Source organism: Qipengyuania sp., assembly GCF_965277845.1.
In the GTDB taxonomy this organism is placed as follows: domain Bacteria; phylum Pseudomonadota; class Alphaproteobacteria; order Sphingomonadales; family Sphingomonadaceae; genus Qipengyuania.
In genome coordinates this window covers 1,568,362-1,588,197 of the sequence record NZ_OZ255844.1, presented here as the reverse complement: position 1 = coordinate 1,588,197, position 19,836 = coordinate 1,568,362, and the positions used below count along the sequence as shown (strand labels likewise).

At 65.0% G+C, this 19,836-nt stretch carries 12 protein-coding genes and 1 riboswitch; of the genes, 2 read left to right on the top strand and 10 right to left on the bottom strand.

All coding sequences use genetic code 11. The annotated features are described in order from the left end of the window. The first annotated feature begins 6 nt into the window (after nucleotides 1–6). Both ACQY4G_RS07730 and ACQY4G_RS07725 read left to right on the top strand, forming a co-directional pair. Nucleotides 7–1,770 carry a cytochrome c3 family protein gene (locus tag ACQY4G_RS07730; protein ID WP_421990012.1) on the top strand — a complete coding sequence of 588 codons (1,764 nt, stop codon included), beginning with the start codon at nucleotides 7–9 and terminating at the stop codon, nucleotides 1,768–1,770. Between the two features lie 31 nt (nucleotides 1,771–1,801). Continuing rightward, nucleotides 1,802–2,653, top strand: coding sequence for a metallophosphoesterase (locus tag ACQY4G_RS07725; RefSeq protein ID WP_421990010.1), 852 nt, complete (start codon nucleotides 1,802–1,804; stop codon nucleotides 2,651–2,653). Here the strand turns inward: ACQY4G_RS07725 and ACQY4G_RS07720 are convergent. From ACQY4G_RS07720 to gcvT, 10 genes are all read right to left on the bottom strand, one after another. Next, a complete protein-coding gene (locus ACQY4G_RS07720) occupies nucleotides 2,650–6,759 on the bottom strand; it encodes a multiheme c-type cytochrome (RefSeq protein ID WP_421990008.1) in 4,110 nt (1,369 codons plus the stop codon). The two genes, ACQY4G_RS07725 and ACQY4G_RS07720, sit on opposite strands and share 4 nt — an antisense overlap. Continuing rightward, nucleotides 6,759–8,603 carry a hypothetical protein gene (locus tag ACQY4G_RS07715; RefSeq protein ID WP_421990006.1) on the bottom strand — a complete coding sequence of 615 codons (1,845 nt, stop codon included), beginning with the start codon at nucleotides 8,601–8,603 and terminating at the stop codon, nucleotides 6,759–6,761. Before ACQY4G_RS07715 ends, ACQY4G_RS07720 begins: the two co-directional genes overlap by 1 nt. Further along, complete coding sequence (locus ACQY4G_RS07710; RefSeq protein WP_421990004.1) at nucleotides 8,603–10,579, bottom strand: heme-binding protein; 1,977 nt, start codon at nucleotides 10,577–10,579, stop codon at nucleotides 8,603–8,605. Before ACQY4G_RS07710 ends, ACQY4G_RS07715 begins: the two co-directional genes overlap by 1 nt. Beyond that, nucleotides 10,579–11,982 carry a multiheme c-type cytochrome gene (locus tag ACQY4G_RS07705; protein WP_421990002.1) on the bottom strand — a complete coding sequence of 468 codons (1,404 nt, stop codon included), beginning with the start codon at nucleotides 11,980–11,982 and terminating at the stop codon, nucleotides 10,579–10,581. Before ACQY4G_RS07705 ends, ACQY4G_RS07710 begins: the two co-directional genes overlap by 1 nt. Before the next feature lie 83 nt (nucleotides 11,983–12,065). Then, nucleotides 12,066–12,791 carry a hypothetical protein gene (locus ACQY4G_RS07700; protein ID WP_421990000.1) on the bottom strand — a complete coding sequence of 242 codons (726 nt, stop codon included), beginning with the start codon at nucleotides 12,789–12,791 and terminating at the stop codon, nucleotides 12,066–12,068. Beyond that, the gene (locus ACQY4G_RS07695; protein WP_421989998.1) at nucleotides 12,778–14,874 is read right to left on the bottom strand and encodes a CHASE2 domain-containing protein; all 2,097 of its coding nucleotides are present in this window, start codon (nucleotides 14,872–14,874) and stop codon (nucleotides 12,778–12,780) included. The genes ACQY4G_RS07700 and ACQY4G_RS07695 overlap by 14 nt, the downstream gene beginning before the upstream one ends. A 94-nt stretch (nucleotides 14,875–14,968) precedes the next feature. Next, nucleotides 14,969–16,540: an aminomethyl-transferring glycine dehydrogenase subunit GcvPB gene (gene gcvPB / locus ACQY4G_RS07690; RefSeq protein ID WP_421989996.1), complete on the bottom strand. Its 1,572-nt coding sequence runs from the start codon at nucleotides 16,538–16,540 to the stop codon at nucleotides 14,969–14,971. Beyond that, nucleotides 16,537–17,904, bottom strand: coding sequence for an aminomethyl-transferring glycine dehydrogenase subunit GcvPA (gcvPA, locus tag ACQY4G_RS07685; RefSeq protein ID WP_421989994.1), 1,368 nt, complete (start codon nucleotides 17,902–17,904; stop codon nucleotides 16,537–16,539). The genes gcvPB and gcvPA overlap by 4 nt, the downstream gene beginning before the upstream one ends. A 95-nt stretch (nucleotides 17,905–17,999) precedes the next feature. After that, on the bottom strand, nucleotides 18,000–18,371 hold the full coding sequence (gene gcvH / locus ACQY4G_RS07680; RefSeq protein WP_067693523.1) for a glycine cleavage system protein GcvH: 372 nt from the start codon (nucleotides 18,369–18,371) through the stop codon (nucleotides 18,000–18,002). Between the two features lie 5 nt (nucleotides 18,372–18,376). After that, nucleotides 18,377–19,552: a glycine cleavage system aminomethyltransferase GcvT gene (gcvT, locus tag ACQY4G_RS07675; protein ID WP_421989992.1), complete on the bottom strand. Its 1,176-nt coding sequence runs from the start codon at nucleotides 19,550–19,552 to the stop codon at nucleotides 18,377–18,379. Nucleotides 19,553–19,702: 150 nt separating this feature from the next. Next, a riboswitch (glycine riboswitch) is annotated at nucleotides 19,703–19,799 on the bottom strand. Nucleotides 19,800–19,836 lie beyond the last annotated feature (37 nt).

The window sequence follows — 19,836 nt, the reverse complement described above, 5'->3', positions numbered from 1 at the left end:
CGGCGCATGACATTCCTCATCCGCACCGTCGACCACACCGCCACCGGTCGCGAGATCGTGCGCGATCGGGAAGTTGAAGGCTCCAGGCTGACCATCGGCCGCGCGACTACCAACGACGTCGTCATTGCCGACCTCGCCGTCGAACAGCACCACGTATCTGCCGAGGTTGATGAGCGGGGCCGGATCGCGCTCGAAGCCGGATCGACCCGCGACTTCACTTTCGACGGCCGCAAGACGACGAGCGTGCGGTTCGATCCCGCCAAGGGAGGGCGATTGACGCTCGGCCTGTCCACGCTGGCTTTCGCACGCGAGCCCGATGGACGCACGCTGGTGACCGTGACGCAGGAAGAGCGCGAGTTCGGCAATCGCGATGCGGTACGCTACTTCGACCTCGCCAGCGCCATGCCGAGCAAACGCGCCGCGGCATGGATCGGCGTGCTCGCGATCCTCATCGCCTTCATGGTGGTGCCGATCTGGACCAACCTGGCCCGCACCGACAAGCAGCCCGGCGCCGACGGCATCGACCAGGTGGCGTGGGATGCGAGCTGGAGCACGGGCAGGCTCAGCCTCGCCCACCACGCGCTCGAGAACAATTGCGAGGCTTGCCACGTCGCACCCTTCGTTTCGGTTCGCGAGGAAACCTGCCTCGCGTGCCACCAGGACATCGGCGACCATGCCGCACAGAACCGGCTGGCTGCCGCGCGCGGACCGATGAGCACGGGCGATGCGCTGCTGTGGCAAGTCGCGGATGTTTTCGGCAAGGAGGGGCCCGAGGCCTGCACCACCTGCCATACCGAGCACGAAGGCGCGGGCCGGATGGAGCCCGCCGCGCAGCAATTCTGTTCGAGTTGCCACGAATCCATGGACGCGAGGCTGGCCGACACCGCGCTGGGCAATGCGCACGATTTCGGCACCGATCACCCGCAGTTGCAGGCGCTCGTCCATGCCGAGCTCGGCAGCGAAGACCTCACACGGGTGACGCTCGATGGAGAGGCGCGCGAGGACCACGGCCTGCGCTTTCCGCACGCGATGCACCTGTCGTCGACCAATGGCGTCGCACGCATGGCGGGCAATCTGCCCGACTACGGCGAGAAACTGGTCTGTGCCGACTGCCATCGCCCGACCGACGACCGCAACGGCTTCCTTCCGGTGGCCATGGAGAGCGATTGCGAGAGCTGCCACAGCCTCGTCTACGACAAGGTCGGCGTCACCTATCGCACGCTCCGCCATGGCGACGTGGCACAGATGCGGGCCGACCTCATCGCCATGGATCGGGCTCCGCGCTCGCCGGTCACTCGCGGCCTGAGGCGACCGGGCGAATTCAAGCGCGGCGGGCGCTATTTCCAGGACTTCGGGCGACCGACGCAGAACTATATCGGAATTGTCCGCGCGCTGTCGGAGGGCGGGGTCTGCGGCGAATGCCATATCCCCACCGGCGCCGGAGGCGAAGCTTCGGTGATGCCGGTCTTCCAGCGCAACCATTACTTCCTCAACGCCCGCTTCGACCACGCGCCCCATGCGCAGGAAGACTGCACCAGCTGTCACGCCGCCGATACGTCCGGCAGTGCGCGGGACCTGCTGTTGCCCACTATCGCTACCTGTCGCGAGTGCCATCAGGGCGCCGCGGCGCGCGAGGCGGATGTTCCCTCCACCTGCGCCATGTGTCACAGCTACCACCCGCCAAGCTTCCGCCAGCGCGAGGAGCGACTGCAAAGCGTGGCGCCAGCGCGGGTGGCGGGGCTTGCGCGAAGCGGGATGGAGGGCGAATGAAGACCGGCGCGACACGAGGGAGGGAGCCGTTTTGCTGATCGCCCAGCTGACCGATATCCATATCGGCTTCGATCCCGATGCTCGTCCGGAGGAGCTCAACCGCACGCGCTTTCGCGCCGTGCTCGAACGGCTGAAGAAGGCTCCTCACAAGCTCGATTACATCGTGTTATCGGGCGATCTGACCGACCATGGCGATAGTGAAAGCTTCGACAAGATCGCGCAGATCCTGTCGGATATGCCCTGCCCGCTGCTGCCGCTGGTCGGCAATCACGACGCGCGCGAAGCGATGCTGCAGGCGTTCCCCGACACGCCTTGCGAAGGCGAGTTCCTGCAATATGTCGTCGAGAGCGACGGCCTCAGGATCATATGCCTCGATACGTTCGAGGCGGGCCGACATGGCGGCGCCTTCTGCGAGCGGCGGTGCGACTGGCTTCGCGCCGAGCTCGGCCGGGGCAGCGATACGCCCTGCGTGATCTTCATGCATCACCCGCCGATCGTGAGCGGAATCGACTGGATGGACCCGGCGCCAGACGAGCCATGGATCCTCCGCTTCGCCGAAGCGGTCGAAGGGCACAAGGACACAATTCGCGCGATCCACTGCGGGCATCTGCATCGCCGGGTCACGGCACGATTCCGCGACATCCCGCTCGGCATCACGCCCTCGATCGCTCCCCTCGTCGCGCTCGATCTACGTCCGATCGACGAAAACCGTGCCGACAATCGCGCACTGATTACCACCGAGCCCGCCAGCTACGCGCTTCATTACTGGGACGGGAGCGACCTCGTCACGCATTACGAAAGCTGCGGCGAGTGGGATGTGCTTGCGCATTATGGCGAGCATCTGAAGCCGATGGTGCGCGAGATGAAGGCGGAACGCCGCTAGTCGCCAGGGGCAGAGCGGCTTCGATCGAGCCATGGGCCGCTGCCGCCAACCCAGGCCCGCATGTCAGGCTCGTCCGTCACCTTCCACGGCACGCCTGCGCGGGTGAGGAACAACTTCTCCATCTCCTCGCGGTTGAACGGGCGCGAGCCCAGCCGACCGAACACCGCCATCTGCCCGCCGGTCTCGTCCACCCCCCGGTCGCGATCGAGTCCCTTGCTGAGCGAGAGCGCCACGCCCTTGGTCTTCGCCCAGGCGATCAGTTCGGGCTTGGGCGCGGGGCTGAAACCGTAGAAATTGGGCTGGCTGTCGGGCGTGGTCAGCTGGAGCACCTTCAATCCGTTCCGCCCGTCGGCAACATAGGCGAACAGCGTGGCATTGGTCGAACCGACGATCACATCCTCGGCATCGTTGAGCTGCCCGTCGAGCGTCACGCGCTGGTAGATCGTTGGCGACAGCGGTCGGGTTACGTCGAGGATCACCAGCCCGTCTCGCTTGGCCGCGACATAGGCATAGGTGCGCGCGACGTAGATTCGCCGCGCATCGGCCAGCGGCACCGACGCTTCCGGCATGGCGACCGGATTGCGCATGTCGGTGACGTCGAACAGCTTCACGCCTTCGGCATCGGTGACCCAGAGATAGCGGAACTGGATGGTCGAGGCGCGCGCATCGGTTAGCGCACGAACCGCCATCACTTGCGGGCTAGCAGGATCGGCCAGATCGACCGCCACGAGTCCTGCAGCCGCCGTGATGTAAGCGATATCGCCGGCCAGCGTGATATGGCGTGCCCCGTTCAGCACGCCATCGGGATTCCACGCCTTGGCACCATCGGCGAAACGGGTGCGCTTCAACTTGTTGTTGCGGAATTCGCCATCGGCCATGGTCTCGACATTGACCAGCACCAGCCCTTCGATGGCGTCGGTAATCAACGCATAATCGTAGATCGGCTTCATCGCCTGTTCCTGGTTGACCTGGAGAAGCGTCATCGGTGTACCGTCGGGGTTCATCACCGGATTGCCATCGGCATCCTCGACCGGCGTTGCCGCCATGGCCTTGTTGCGGTCGGGCCGGACCGGTTGGTTGGTCGCCAGCGCCATGCAGGTGGCGTTCCTGGTTTTTACATGCGTATCGTGCCCCATCGCGCTGAAGGGCGCTGTGAGGATGCGCTCGGACACGCCTTTGTTGGCGATCGAGGCGACGTCGTAGACGCGGAAGCCGCCCCTGCCTTCGGCGACGAACATGTATTCGCCGCGCAGTTGCAGGCAAGTGACCGCATCGCGTGTGCCTTCGTGAACATTGGCGAATTGTTCGAACGCCTTGGTTTCGCCGCCGAGATCCCCGTCGAAAGTCTTGCCGCGCGTCCAGTCCTTCAGCTCGCGGCCATTGCCCTCGACATGCATGCGCCAATAGTCGGGGTAGGCATAGCGGTGCAGGTAACTGCCCAGCACCGCCTGCGGTTCGTCCCACTCGGTGACGCGCACCGCCTCGAACCCGGTGTCAAGCCCGACCCATGCGTTGAGACCGACGAAATTGACGAAATTCGTACCTAGCAGCAGCAGCTGGCTCATGATCGCATTGTTGTCGTCGTCCGCCGATAGGTGGCAATCCGTGCAGGTCTTGGTCTCGATCAGGCGGACGGTATGCGGGAAATGCGGGGCGAAGGCTTGCGAGGAGTAACCCGAGGAGGCGACCGGCGGCTGCTGCACATAGATGCGCTCGCGGTTGATGTTGGTCGAGGACAGCACCAGCGCGCTGGTTGAGCGGATCGGGGCGACCTGATTGCCCTTGGTCGTCTGGTGGCGGCCAAGCTGGAACATCTGGTCGCGCGCCACCTGCGGGTTGTAGGTTGCGAAATTGCGCGTTTCCTCGCCGCCATAATGGTGCGACTTGCTCTTCCAATTCGCCTCGATCGGCAAATGGCACCCGCCGCAACTGGTCGTCCAAGAAAGGTGGCAGGTGAAGCACGCCATCTCCTCAGCGCCATGCGCGCGGTCGTCTGGTGCGATGCCTGTGCCGAATTCGAACAGGCCGGTTTCCGCGCCCTGCTTGCTCATCAACTTGGCCCGGGCCGACTTGGGGTTGAAATCAGCTGCCGCGCGATCGACGCTATCGCGCACGAGACTGATTTCCCACTTAAGGCCCGGGTCGACGATGGATCGCTGGACCAATACCTGTCGGCCATCCTCGCCATAGGTCCATTCGAAACGGCGCTTGCCGTCGGGATTGCGGAGCAGCGACAGGTCGGTGCCCCTGGGCGGTGCCGCCGGACCGCTGGTCAGCAGCGTGGGATAGGCGTCTGGTGTGCCGTGGCAGTCCTTACAGCCGATCTCCACCGCATTGGCGACCTCGGCATAGATCAGGCCGTTGCCGTGGCTGTCCTGCGCGAAATGGCAGTCGGCGCATTGCAGCCCCTTCTCGGCATGGATGTCCATCATGTGGACGGTCTTGCCGGGGTTGGTGCCGACCTCGACGAACTTGCCCTCGCCTTCCCTGCGCCATTTTTCCGGATCGTCGGGCGCGACGATCTGGCCCTCCTTGTCGAGCAGATTGCCTTCGCGGTCGCGCTTGAGGATCGCGCGGAAATTCCAGCCATGGCCATGGTAATCGGCGAACTGCGTGTCCTTCAGCTCTGGATTGAGATCGTAGACATTGCGCAGGAAATCGAGATCGGCCCACTTGCCCTTGGGCGCCGCGCCTTCGGGGTTACGATCGAGCACCGCGCGCACCTCGTCTGCAGTGAGATACTTCTGCTCTTTTGGCCACATATGCGGCGCGTCGCTCTCGTAATCCCACATGGTGTAGCCGAGGTAGGAATTCAGGAAGATGTTCGGCTGGTGCATGTGGCAATTCATGCACTGCGCGGTCGGGATGGATCGGGTGAAGCTATGCCGGATCGGGTGCCCTTTCTGCTTCAACGGTTCGTCGTTCGAGTGACCCGGCTCCTTCACTGCTCCGTGGCCGCCCGATTGGTCATCGCCGCGCCCGCCCTCGTAGAGCGAGGCGATGGTCGGATCGATCGTCGCACTCTGCCCGTCGCGGCCATATTGCGCATAGATCAGCGAATGGCGCGGCTCTCGGTCGTTGGCATAGACCACATGGCAGCTCGCGCAGCCCGAATGGCGATAATCGCCCGGCTGGTCGTTGGTCCCCATGAACCAGGTGAAGGGATCGTTGAGGCGCGTCTTGTGGATATTGAGAACGGGGATCGCGACGCGCAGGCCCGTGCCGGGACCGCGGTTCGATTGTTTCAGGTCGGGTCGCCCCGGTTCCTCCAGCCGCTGGATCAGGCCGGTCGGATTGGGAATGCCGACCTCGGGAAACTGGCTGGCGATGTTGCGCCCGCCCCGTTCGAACACGCGAAACACGTCGCCCGGCGGGATCACGTGCCAGCTGGGCATGGGGTAGAGCGCTGCCAGCGCGCCGCGTGCCCGCTGGTTCTCGGTCACCGTACCTGCGGGCACACCGGGGCTCTCGATCTTCCCGGGCTTGCCGTCGCGCGTATAGGCCTCGCCCAGAATGTAGCGTTTGAAGGGCAGGACACCGTTGTTGTAGGCCGCCCCGCCCCACAGCATCGCGCCGGTCGCCATGATCGAGCGCTCGGCCGCCTCGATCGTCTCGATATGGCAGGCGCCGCAAGCCTCGCGCGCGACGCGGTAGTCGCTGGGATTCACGAAGCGGACGAAGACCGGGTCCTCGCGATTGAGCAGCGTATAGCTGCGCTTGGGGTTTGCGGAGGACGGCCAGTGCCAGCTTTCCGGATAGGTCGGCAGCACATGCGCGGCATCGCGCGCGGCGACATAGGCCGGATCGTCATGTGCCAGCTCGGCATTGCCCATCACATTGGGATTACCGCCATGGCAGTCGACGCAGCCGAGCCGGACGGCGGGCGTCTCATGCATGGTCGGCTGGTCGGTGCGGATATGGCAGGAGAAACAGCCAGCCGACTTGGCCGCCATCTGCTCTTCGGTCTGGATGCGCGGCGCGGGTGCGGCGGTAACGAGGCTGTAGTCGCGTTTTAACGGCTTCTCCTTTTCCGCTGCGCGCAGCCCCATGGCGCCGGCCAGCAGCATCAGCGCGATCGCGGCGAGGAGGCGGGAAGCCGCGCGCATCAGTAGGTCAGGATCGCATTGGCGAGCACCGAGTAATAGGCGCCCGGATTGCCGAGGGAGGTGAAAAGGTCGTCGAAGCCGTCACCCGAGATCAATGCGGCGGCCGACAGGCGAAAGACGATGTTCTGCGTCGCCTTGGGCCGCCAAATGGCCGCTGCGGACAGGTCCCAGCCGATTTCCTTCGGGATCGAGCCTTCGTTGCGCAGCGCCTGCAGCGTGGCCGTATTCTCGAACCACAAATGATTGGCATTGGCCGACAGGCGAAATTCGGGCGTAAGATCGAAATCCGCGCCCACGCCGAGCAGCATAAGGCCCGGATTGTTGAAATTCGACTGCCCCTGTTCCTTCGAACTTCGCAGCGAATTGAGGATGCCGTTGCGCCCATTGACGCTGATTGCGCGCCCGCCGCCCGCGAAGGGAATGGTCTGGCGGATCCAGTAGGACGTATCGGCGCCGGCGAAGACCGGGTTCTCGAAAATCGCGTCGTAGCCGGTTTCGGTGTCGTCATAGGGGGCGCCGTCGCCGCTGGCATAGGCGCCCGAGATGCGAAAGCGGATCCAGTCGCGGTCGTAGCTCGCCTCGAGCGCGGCGAACCAGGCGCTGATGTCGGCCGGGCGGTCGGTAAAGAAGGAATTGCGATCTTCGCCGAAGGCGTAATAGGCGCTGCCCGTGAGGTTGATGCGTCCGATCCGCCCGTCTGCATTGTAGCCGATGTAGAACACGTCGTAGTCGCGCCCGCGCAAGCTTCCGAGCAGCGCGGGCCTGACGGGAAAGCCGTTATCGTCGATCTGGATATCGTCGGCCTCGCGATTGGCGTTCCACACGAAGGTCAGCTGGCTGGTCAGCGCGGGGATGAGGAAGTCCTGCCGATAGGCGTTGACGTAGAACACGAAATCGTCGCGCGGCGTCTGCAGCACCGCGTTGAGACCGCTGTTGGTGTCCTTCTCCAACCGCCAGAAACCGCCGAAATTGTACTGGAAGCGGTTGTTGTCGCGCGTGCCGAAGAAGCGCACGCCCAGCTGGTTGTCGTTGAACAGGAAGCCGCGGAAATCGGCCTGGAAGGGCTGGATGCCGACCCGCACGCTGTCGAAATCGTAGCGGTCGGAAACGTTGCGAAAATGGAAGTCGAAAAAGGCTTCCTGTACGCCGACAAAGTGGTCGAAGCGGTGCGAGGGCCTGCTCGGCTCGACGAACAGCACGCGGCGTTCGGGCACGTCGACATAGTTGAGATTGGCCGCCAGCGTGACGCGGTATTCGACATCGGGCGGCTTGTAGGCGGTGCTGCCCTTGAGCAGGGCCGCGCCCACGATGAAGGTCTGCGACAGGACGTAGCTCGCATCCTTGCCGAAGACGTCGAGGCTGTCCGGGCGCTCGGTCGTCTGCACCCCGACGGGTATGGGAAAGGTGCGCGGTTCGAACACCGTGTCGCTCACCCCGTTGAGGATGAAGAACCAGTCGTCGCCGGTGATCGGTAGCCAGGGGACCTTGTCCGGATTGATCGGCCGGTCGCCTTTGTAGGTATTCTGGTTGTAGGGGTCCCACCAACGCTCGCGCACAAGGCCGAGGCTCTCGATCAGCCGCCAGCGGTCGGGCACGGGCACCTGGTCTACCGGGAAAGCCTCAGGCGGCGGCGCGCGCACCGCACCCTCGTTGGTCTGCGTCACCTCGTCGGGCAGCGGCTCGGTATAGTCCGGTCGGCGGCGGCCCTCGATGATCTCCCGCTCGACCGGCGGCGGTTCATCGGGCTCGGCCTTGACGACCGGGTCGTCGGTCGGGGGCTGCGGGGGCGGCTCCGCCTGTGCGGTCAGAAACAAGGCCAGCGGGGCGAGTGCAACCGAGGTCATCACAACCCCTCGCAGACATTCTGCTTCGGATCGTCGAGGAACGGCGCGAAGGGACAATTGACGTAGCGCAACCGGACGGGTCGCCCGTCCAGATCGACCACGATCCGGTCGGCACGGATTTCGACGCGCGCATTGCCGATCCCGCCGACGCGCTGACCGGCATTGTGCAGGCCGAGGAAGCTGACCATGTCGTCCTGGTCGATCCCGTCGCCCGACACGCCGATCCCGCCGACCAGTTCGTCGCCGCGATAAATCGGGACCGAGCCGGGGAAGATCTGCATGCCGTTGGCTAGGCGCTTGCCGCCCCCCGGCGCGTCGGGCAGCTGCGTGCAGCCGCGCGGCGTATCGGGATTGGCCCCGCTCGAGGTCACAAAGCCGAGATGCTGGACGAGGTTCGGGATGATGAGATCGGTCTGCAGCCCGGTCATGAAGGGACTGAACTGTCCCGGCCGCTCGACCGAGAGCGGCCCTGCCAGCGGCCCGACCTCGCCATCGGGGAAATAGGGTCGTGCCAGATTGCCGCCCGATCGGTCGGCAAAGGCGAATTGGCCGGTCAGCGCATCGGGATCGCCGAGCAAATCGCGCGTGCGCTGGACATAACGTGCGATCGCCGCCCCGCCGGACTGAAGTTGAGATGCGGCCACCACATTCGAAACGAAGGCCGCCGTGCGTGCCTTCTGCAGCGAGACATCGGTGCCGAAGATCGGGCCGTCGGGCGAGCGCACTATGCCGAGCACCGCGCCATGCGTGTCGACCAGGCTGATCGTCGCCTGCATCCGGCTGTCGAGCGGGCGGCGGATCTGCGCGCGCGCGCGGCCGAGCACGATGAAAGCCTCTTCGAGGACTGCACGCACTTCGGCGGCAGTCAGCGGGTTCGTGACGCGGGCTGCGTCGGTCCCCGCGCGGATCGGGAAGCGGGGCGCCCCGCCCGCATCGACCAGAACATAGGCATCGCGATTGGCGAATTCGCTGGCCGTGCTGCGGCGGATGCCCGAGGCATCGGTGCCATAGGCGACCCCTGCGCGGATCGCGCCGGTGGAATAGCCGAAGACGGGGACCAGCGTACCGGCGGGTCCGTTGACTGCGCCGAAGCTGCCCTGCAATGGCCCCAGTTCGCTCGCCTCGACATCGCGGTAGCGCAGGCTGGTGCCGTCGACCGGAATACGATCCGCCTCGATCGAGCGCGGCGGTGTGAACCCCTGCGTTCCGGCCAGCGCGGCGAATTCCTCATCGTCGCGGTCGCGGTCGATCGTGTCGGGATCGAAGCCGTAGGTGCCATCTCCCGCGACCCCGATCCCGCCGACAACCACGCCGTCCTTGTAGAGCGGGAAACCGCCCGGATCGGCGGCGAGGCCCAGCGGCGAGCGCTGCGGACCGATCATCCCGTCACTCATCCGCGCCGAGAGGTCCGAACAGGGCAGCTGGCTGAACTGCACGCCGAACAGCGGGCCGCTTTCGAGCCCGGCGGTCGAGGCGGCGGGCGGGAAATGCTCCTGCACGATCTGGCTTGCCGTGCGGGTGGAGAACGCGTTGCCGCTGCTCGACAGATAGGCCCCGGTGATCGCCTTGGCGATCGCTGCGGCCGCGGTGGGCACCTGTACGCCCTGCAGCCCCACCTCGCTGCCCGCAGCGGCGAGGCCTGCGATCGTGCGGCGGCTGATCCGCGTATTGGCGGGCGAGCCGGTCATAGCGAAAACGCCCAGGACGTTGCCAACCCGATCGACCACAGCGATGGTCGCTGGCAATCCGCGTGTCTGCGCCTCGCCCACCGCCTGCGCGATGATCGATTGGACATCGCCGACGGTGAGCGAGCGCTGCGCCGGATCGGCGAAGAGGCGCCCGCCGGTGGTCGGGGTGGGCGCAGGACTGGCTGCGGGTGTTGGCGTTGCACCGCCACCCGGGGATCCTCCCCCGCCACAGGACACCAGCGCCAACGCCAGCACCCCTGCGAGGCAGGCCGGGGCGCCGCGCCGCATCAGCGAAGGCTCCCGATGGCCGATGTGGCGCTGGCCAGCGCGCCGCGGAATTCGGCCGGGCGATAGGTTTCGGGCGCAGCCACCGCCGCATAGGCGCGATTGATGTCGGTGCGGATTCCCGCCGCGGCGCCAATCGTTACGCGCCCCTCGCGCACCAGCGCATTGAGCAGCGTGTCGACCGCCATCACCGCCTGGACCGAGCCGGCATAATCGGTGAACCGCGGCGCGGTCGCTCGCGAGGCGATCGCCGCGATCACCTCATGCGCATCGCCGCCGCCGGACGTGCGCGCGGCGAGCACGTTCGAGAGCGCACGCGCCCGATCGCGCAGTACGGTGGCGGCTTGCTGCGCGCTGGCCCGGTCGCGGCCCATGGCGCGGTGGAAGGCCAGGCTCGCATCGTTGAACGCTGCGCCCGCGCTTGGCGCGAGCGCCCGGCTCACCGCCGAAAGCATGATGATGTTCTCGTCGTTGAAAGGCGGATTGGCGAAAGGGATGGGCCGCCCCGGATTGGTCTCGAAGGTCAGCCGCCGGGCCGGCCCGTCGGTGATCGGGCGATGGCAGCTGTGGCAATCGTAGAAATAGAATTCGGGAAACATGCCGCGCATGCCGAATTGGGGCCGCGCGAACAGGTCGGTGGCGCGCGCCACCGCCTCGGCCTGCCCCACCGCCCACAGCCGCACGCTGTCGGTGCGCGGCTTGCGGCGAATATAGTCGGCGTCCTCGTCATGATGCTGCTGCAGTGAAGAAAACAGGTCGAGCTCGAAGGAGATGCGCGGGTGGCCGGCGGCCATCATCGAATGGGTGACGAACTGGCCGGTCCCGGTGCTGCCGTAATGGCAGTCGAGGCAAACCTTGGCGCGGACCTGCGGCCGTTCGAGCGGGACGAGCCCCGCGCGCAGGTTGGAGGCGTGGCTCGCCGCTTTCTCGTAGTGCACCTGCAGCCAGCCCTCGGCAGGGCCATGACAGCTCTCGCAGCCAACGCCGTCGCTGGTGTGGAAGCGCGCGCCGCGGCGCGATTGCGGAACATAGGTTGCATGGCATCCGAGGCATGCCGGAGCGGCGGTCGCCGCGCCGATCCCCAGGGTCTGGGCGATTTGTCGCCCCCGCCGGCTCGCAAGTACCGAATAGGCGCGGCTATGCGCCCCGCTGGCGGAGGAGGGTTCCTGCCAGGTCGCGATTTCGTCCTGCCGGACGATTGCGCCATTGCCCTCCGATCGGCCGTGGCAGGTCGAACCCGCACAGCTAGCAACACCCTCGTAACGCGGGCCGGAGGACTGGGCATTGGCAGCGGAGGGACCTTGCGTGACGGACGCGAGGATAGCGAACGCAGCTATGAGGGCCAATACGAGCACGCCATGCGTGTCGCTTCGCACTGCAGGCCAGCCTCTTGCCCTGCGCTCCATCGGCCCTCCCCGATCGACCCTTGTAACACTGCCGTTCAACCGGCAGCCCCATTTGCCCCGTACCGCGGGGCCACCGGTATGCGTTAGCTTGCCAGCTTCTCGCTCAAGAGGTCGAGCTGGCCGTTACACCCGTTTTCCGCCAGCGCGACGGCGAGGTCTTCCGGATTGTCGGGAGCACTGCCGAGCATGACGAATTCCAGTCGCTTCCTGGGGCCGCCTGTCGGCCCCGAAAAATCGTAGATCCGGTTCCGTTCCAGCGGCAGTTCTTCGGCGCTCAACGAGGCGAGCGCATCGCCATCGTCGAACGTCACATGGACGTGGAAGTCGGAAACGGCCGAGCCGAGCACCCAGGTCTCTTCGCCTTCGACCGAAGGGCGCCAGAAGGTAATCGCATCGCTGCCCGGCAGACAGATCTTCCCCGCCTGCGAGGTATCGACATTCCACAGATTGGGATTGCTCGCTGCGCCTGCTGGACCGCCGCGCACAGCCCCGGTTCGGACACGCGCACCTGAGCGCTGGCGCGTGAGCATGGCGAAGGTGGTGCGTTTGCTGGCGCCGCGCGCGCCTACGCGGTGGGTGCCGGGACCGGTGATGACCCGCGTCCCGCTATCGGTAAGAACGGTAATGCTGTCGCCGGTCTTGAGCGTGATGCTGGCCGCATCGTCGAGCTTCTTGCCCACCGGATAGCTTCCAGCGGACGGGCCGCTCGACTTGACCACCACTCCGGCCGAGGCCGGCGCCGATCCGAGAAAACCGAGGGCCGCGAGCGAGAACACAGCCGTTGCGAGAACCGATTTAGCCGAGGACATAGGCCCCTCCATCACTCAAGTTCCGAACGCGATATAGCAGGTTTTCCAGCGCCCTGTCAGCGGGATGGCGATTGGCCACATCGCGGATCACCTGCACAGCGCTAGCATTGTCGGAGCGCGTCAGCTTGTACGCTTGCGCCAGCAGCTCGCGATCGGACTTGGGGAAATCGGGCGCCGGCTCCATCAATTCGACCGGCTGGGCGCGGCCGCGCAATACCACACACCCCATCGGTCGCCACCAGTCGAGATCCGAGCGCTCAGCGAATTCGCGGCTGGCCATGACGCTCGAATCGAGCGCCTTGTTGGCCGCCTCGAGCCGCGCGGCGGTGTTCATGCTGTCGCCCAGGGCGGTGTATTGGATGCGGTTATCGCCGCCGAAATTGCCGACCACCGCTTCGCCCCAATGCAGACCGACGCGAGTCTTGCCGATCTTGGGCAGGTTCGGATCCATCGCCGCGACTTCCTCGCGGAATCGCTCGCCCGCCTGCCAGATCGCATAGCCACATCTGGCCGCGCGCTCGCCATCGTCCTTCCTAGCGATCGGCGCGCCCCAGAAAGCGACCACCGCATCGCCGACGAATTTGTCGATCACGCCGCCATGGTCGAGCACGACGTCCGACAGGAGATCGAGATAGCGATTCAGCAGTTTGGCGACCATCTCGGGGGGGATCGCGTGGCTCATCTTCGTAAAGCCCTCGAGGTCGCAGAAGAGGACGAAGATCTCCTTCTTCTCGCCATGTAGCGAAAGCAGCTGCGGATGCTCCAGAATCTCTTCGGCCATTTCCTTGGGTAGGTATTTGCCCAGCGCACCCTGCGCGAAATTGCGCTGCACCGCCCCGCTGGCCCGCGCTGCGGAAACAACCGCGGAAAAGGCGAGGATCCAGCCCAGCAGCCAACCCGCCGCGGGCACTCCGTAAGTATCGACGCCCTGCCATTCCATTACGAAGGGGACGCCGATGAAGGTGGCGAATTGTGCTGCGAGCAGAAGGTAGATCCGCCAGCTTCCCCACTCGAGAAGCCCGGTAAGTACCGCCGTAGTGACCACGAGCAATGCCATTGCCCACAAAGTAATATCCGCGACCTGACCGCGCCGGTCGCCATCGAGCATCTGGGCTATCATGTCGGCATGCACTCGCAGACCCGGCGGGTTCTCCCCAAGGACGCTGGAGAACGTCGTCTGGACCCGGTCGTAATCGATGATGTCTCCGCCGATCAGCACGTAGCGGCCTTCGATCTGGTCGCGCAGCATGGCACGCACCTCGGGGATTTCCATGAGTAACGGATCGAGGAAATTGTCGATCTGCAGCCGCCCATACATCGGCTCGTTCTCGAAGGCGGGATGGCGATAGCGCAGCGAACCCTCGTAACCGGGGAACGTCCTCTCGCCCTCGCCCGCAGCACTCAACATGGCTCGGCCAAGGACCGGGGGAAGATCGGGTTCGATGCTGGGCCATCTGCGCGTCACACCATGCGTATTGTCGAGCCTGATGCTTGCCAGCCGCGCGTTGCTGCCGTCGAGCTGCGCGAGAAACTCTTCGAGATAGACCTGCTGATCGTAGACGATGTCGTCTTCATTGGTGGCGAAATTGGCGTAGCCGACCAGCGTCGGCGTCTCCATCGCGCGGAGCACCTCGATCAGTTCGGCATCTTCGTCTTGCGGCTGGTCGAACAGGATATCGATCCCGATCGCCTTGGGCTCCATGTCGTCGATCACTTGTAGCGCGCGGGCGAGCATGCCGCGATCGAGCGGCGAGCGCTTGCGGGCATTGATCAGCGTCTGGTCGTCGTAGACGACCATGGTGATGCGCTCGTCCTGCTCGATCCTGTCGGCGAGCAGCGAACTGCGCAAATCGTAGAGCGCGCGTTCGGCATCGCCAGTGCCGGGGGTCTTGAGATCGACATCCTCGGCGCCCTGCGTCCGCATATCGCGCGGCACGATTTCGGCGGGAATATCCCAGCTGTAGCGCGCGATCAGCAGCGCTATCACTACCAGCAGGGCGGTCAGCGCCAGGCGACGCGGCCCGGCTTCGCGCACATTACGCCAGCCGCGGATCAGCAGAGTGTCTTGCCTGTCCTCGCTCAATCCCCGCCTCCCCCGCGGCGCATCGAGCGACCCGTTTCTGTTGTTTTGTTAGACGGTTGTAGAGCTGCGGCGCGTGGCCGCAACCCCGTTTACCTCAGGCCATCGCGGGATCGTTCCAGGCAAGGACCGGCTTGCGCGCAGCCTGGGTCTCGTCGAGCCTGCGACGCGGAGCGTAATGCGGCGCCGTCTTGAGCGTTTCGTCGCCCGCCTTCGCCCGTTCTGCCACGCTGCGCAACGCCATGATGAACTGGTCCAGTGCCGCCTTGCTCTCGGTCTCGGTCGGTTCGACCAGCATGGCGCCATGCACGACCAGCGGGAAGTACATGGTCATCGGATGGTAGCCTTCGTCGATCATCGCCTTGGCGAGATCGAGCGTGGAGAGCCCCTCACCGAAGCCTTTGTCGCTGAACAGCGCCTCGTGCATGCACGATCCGCTGGGGCCGAAGGGTGCATCGAGCACGTCTTCGAGGCTGCGCAGGACATAATTGGCGTTGAGCACCGCGTCCTCGGCAACCTGCTTCAACCCATCCGCGCCGTGGCTGAGCATATAGGCGAGCGCGCGGGTGAACATGCCCATCTGCCCGTGAAAGGCGGTCATGCGGCCGAACGCCTTAGTATGCTCGAACTCGTCGGCATTCTCCTCCTCCACCAGATGGACAACGCCATCGGCGGTTCGCGCAGTGAAGGGCAGCGGGCCATAGGGGCTGAGCGCTTCGGACAGCACGACCGGGCCAGAACCCGGACCGCCGCCACCATGCGGGGTGGAGAAGGTCTTGTGCAGATTGATGTGCATCGCATCGACACCTAGGTCGCCCGGGCGCACCTTGCCGACGATCGCGTTGAAATTGGCGCCGTCGCAATAGACGAAACCGCCGGCTTCGTGGACCGCGTCGGAAATCGCCTTCATGTCGCGCTCGAACAGGCCGCAGGTGTTCGGATTGGTGATCATCACGCCTGCGACATCGGGGCCGAGCCGCGCCTTCAGCGCTTCCAGATCGACACGTCCTTCCGGGGTCGCGGGGATGTCCTCGACCTTGTAGCCCGCGAAGGCGGCGGTTGCTGGATTGGTGCCATGCGCGCTTTCGGGCACGAGGATGACCTCGCGTGCATCGCCGCGCGCTTCGAGCGCGGCGCGAATGCACAGTATGCCGCACAATTCACCATGTGCGCCCGCCTTGGGGCTCATCGCCACGCCATGCATGCCGGTGAGGTCGAGCAGCCAGAAGGCGAGCTCGTTGATCACTTCGAGCGCGCCGCGCACCGTGTCCACCGGCTGAAGCGGATGGACATCGGCGAAACCGGGCATGCGCGCGATCTTCTCGTTGAGGCGCGGATTGTGCTTCATGGTGCAAGAGCCGAGCGGGAAGAGACCGAGGTCGATCGCATAGTTCTGGCGCGACAGGCGCGTATAGTGTCGCACGGTCTCAGGCTCGGAGAGGCCGGGCAGGCCGATCGGTTCGTTCCGCTCGAACCCGCCGAGCCGGTTGGGTCCGTCCTTGGGCTCGGGCAGGTCGACCCCGGTCGTCTCGATGTGGCCGATCTCGAACAGCAGCGGTTCTTCGAGCATTAGCGCACGGTTGCCGGTTGCGGTGTCGGGACCGCTCATCGCGTTGTGGCCTTCGACGGGCGTGCCGGGTTTCCAGCCGGATGCGTTGGGCGCGTTCATGCCAGCATCTCCTCGAGAGCGGAGGCCAGCGTTTCGATGTCCTCCTCGGTAGTGGTTTCGGTAACCGCGACGAGCAGGCCGTTGGACAGGCTGTCGATGTCGGGAAACAGCCGGCCGAGCGAGACGCCCGCCAGAATGTCCTGCTTCGTCAGTTCGCGAACGATGCTGCGCGCATCGCCATCGAGCAGGATGGTGAATTCGTTGAAGAAGGCATCGTTGAGCACCTTCACGCCCGATACCTTGGCGAGACGGTCCGCGGCCATGCAGGCGAGGCGATGGTTCTCCATTGCCAGACGCCTCAGCCCCTCTTCGCCCAGCAGCGTCATATGGACATTGAAGGCCAGCGCGCAGAGGCCCGAATTGGTGCAGATATTGCTCGTCGCCTTTTCGCGGCGGATATGCTGTTCGCGGGTCGAGAGCGTGAGCACGAAGCCGCGCTTGCCCTCTGCATCCTGGGTTTCGCCGCACAGGCGTCCAGGCATCATGCGGACGTGTTTTTCGTCACGCACTGCGAAGAGGCCGAGATAGGGCCCGCCGAATTGCAGGCCGACGCCGATCGACTGGCCCTCGCCCACCACGATATCCGCGCCCAATTCGCCGGGCGATTTGATCGCCCCCAGCGCGACCGGCTCGGTATTGACCGCGATCAGCAGCGCGCCCTTGTCATGCGCAGCCTCCGCGATACGGGCGAGATCGGGCAGACGTCCGAGAATGTCGGGGTACTGCACGACGACGCAGCTCGTGTTCTCGTCGATACGCGCGATCAACCCGTCGTCATCGGGCTTGGCGGTAAGGCTCGGCGGGGCGCCCGCAATCTCGTCATCGGTGAACTTGGCCATCGTCCGCACGACTTCGGCGTAATGCGGGTGCAGCGCGCCCGAAAGGACCACCTTGTGTTTCTTGCCGCGGGCGACGCGACCCGCCATCGCCACCGCTTCCCAACAGGCGGTCGAGCCATCATACATCGAGGCATTGGCCACCGCGCAGCCATAGAGACGCGCGACCTGCGTCTGGAACTCGAACAGCATCTGCAGGGTGCCCTGCGCGATTTCCGGCTGGTAGGGCGTGTAGGCGGTCAGGAACTCGCCGCGCTGGATGATATGGTCGACGCTCGCCGGGATATGATGCTTGTAAGCCCCCGCACCGAGGAAGAATGCCGCGTCGGCTGCCGCGAGGTTCTTCTTCGACAGGCGTCGCATGTGCTTTTCGACTGCCATTTCGGATGCGTGCATCGGCAGCCCCTCGATCGGGCCGGACAGTCGCGCCTCTTCTGGTACATCTGCGAACAGCGCATCGATATCGGGCGCGCCGATCTTTGCGAGCATGTCCGAACGGTCGGTATCGGTCAGAGGTAGGTAGCGCATTTCAGTCCTTCGTGCGTCCCAGCGAAGGCTGGGACCTCTTGCAGTTTGGCGCTTGGCCGAAAGAGACCCCAGCCTACGCAGGGGATCACACCTTTCTAAAGCCCGTCGCAAAAGCTCTTGTAGGCGGCTTGGTCCATCAGGCCTTCCAATTGCGACTTGTCGCCGATGGTCATCTTGAAGAACCAGCCGTCTTCCTCGGGCGAGGTATTGACCAGCGCCGGATCGTCTTCGAGCGCGTCGTTGGTCTCCATGATCTCGCCGCTGATCGGGGCGTAGACATCGCTTGCCGCCTTGACGCTTTCGACCACGGCAGCATCCTTGCCCTTGTCGATCACGCTGCCGACATCGGGCAGCTCGACGAAGACGATATCGCCCAGCTGGCCTTGCGCGTAATCGGTAATTCCGACGGTGGCAGTGTCGCCCTCTACGTCGATCCATTCATGCTCGTCGGTAAAGTAACGGGCCATTCCAGTCATTTCCCTCTGTGATAGCGATGGGGGACGAAGGGCAGCTTGGCGACCTTCGCCGGCAGTCTCTTGTTACGAACCTCGACTTCGAGATCGGTTCCCTCATCGGCGAGTGCGGCATCGACGTAACCCATGGCGATCGGCCGTTCGAGCGTCGGCGAAAAGCCGCCCGAAGTGACACGGCCGACCTGTGTGTCGCCAGAGTAGATCAGCGCGCCCTCGCGCGCCGGCATCCGCCCGTCGAGGGCAAGACCGACGCGTTTCTGTCCGGGTCCGGCGGCGAGGACCTTGGCAACGGCCTCGTGCCCCATCCAGCCGCCTTCCTCGCGACGGCGCTTGGTCAGCGCGAAGCCGAGATCGGCGGAGACGGGATCGGTGTCGGTGGTGATGTCGTGGCCATAGAGCGGCAGGCCGGCCTCGAGGCGCAGGCTGTCGCGCGCGCCGAGCCCGATCGGACGCACTTCGATTTCGGCGCACAGCCGGTCGGCCAGACTCTCGGCGAATTCGGCCGGGACCGAGATCTCGAAGCCGTCTTCGCCAGTATAGCCCGAACGTGTTATCCGAAGCGGCCATTCGCCGAAGTCGTGGCACACGCTTTCCATGAAGACCATGTCGTCGATGACATTGCGCATCACCCGGTTCAGGGCCGTGGCCGCATTCGGCCCCTGCAGCGCGATCAGCGCATGTTCGTCTATATGGGTGAGCGTGACGTCGTCATCGAGATGTTCACGTAAATGGCCGATATCGTCCCATTTGGTCGCGCCGTTGACCACGAGGTAAAAGGCGGGTTCGCCCCAGTGCCCCTCGGTCCCCGCTTCCTCGTCGCCTTCGATCCAGGGCGTGGCATTGGTGACCATCAGATCGTCGAGGATGCCGCCGTTCTCGTCGATCAGCAGCGAATAGCGAACCTTGCCTGGCTTGAGCGATGCGATCGCACCGGGGAGCAGCTTCTCGAGTTCCTCGGCAGCCTTGTCACCGGCGACGATCAGCTGGCCCATGTGGCTGACGTCGAACAGGCCCGCCTGGGTGCGGGTCCAGTTATGCTCTGCGACAATGCCTTCGTACTGGATCGGCATGAAATAGCCGGCAAAAGGCACCATGCGCGCGCCCTTGCGGCGATGCCATGCATCGAGCGGCAGCGCTTCGGTTTCGGCAATCGTATCTTCGGTTTCGTCGCTCAAGTCCCGTCCTTCGCAAGCATGGGCGCGCCCCTCGAGAACGCCTAACAAACCCATGCCCCCTCTGTCGGGAAACCTGAGAGACTGACGCGCAGATGAGCGCGCTTACCCCTTCGGTGGCCCCCGTTACCGGGGGCGCTTTCCAGAGTGCCGATGGAGCGCACGGTCCGTTTAGCCTGAGAGTTTCCGGGGCGGTTGCTCCTTCGGCGCCGGATGGACCTCGCCATCCGAACTCTCCCATGCGCGCCTGCCGCAGAATCGGCTCTGCAACCGGCACGGAATGCCCT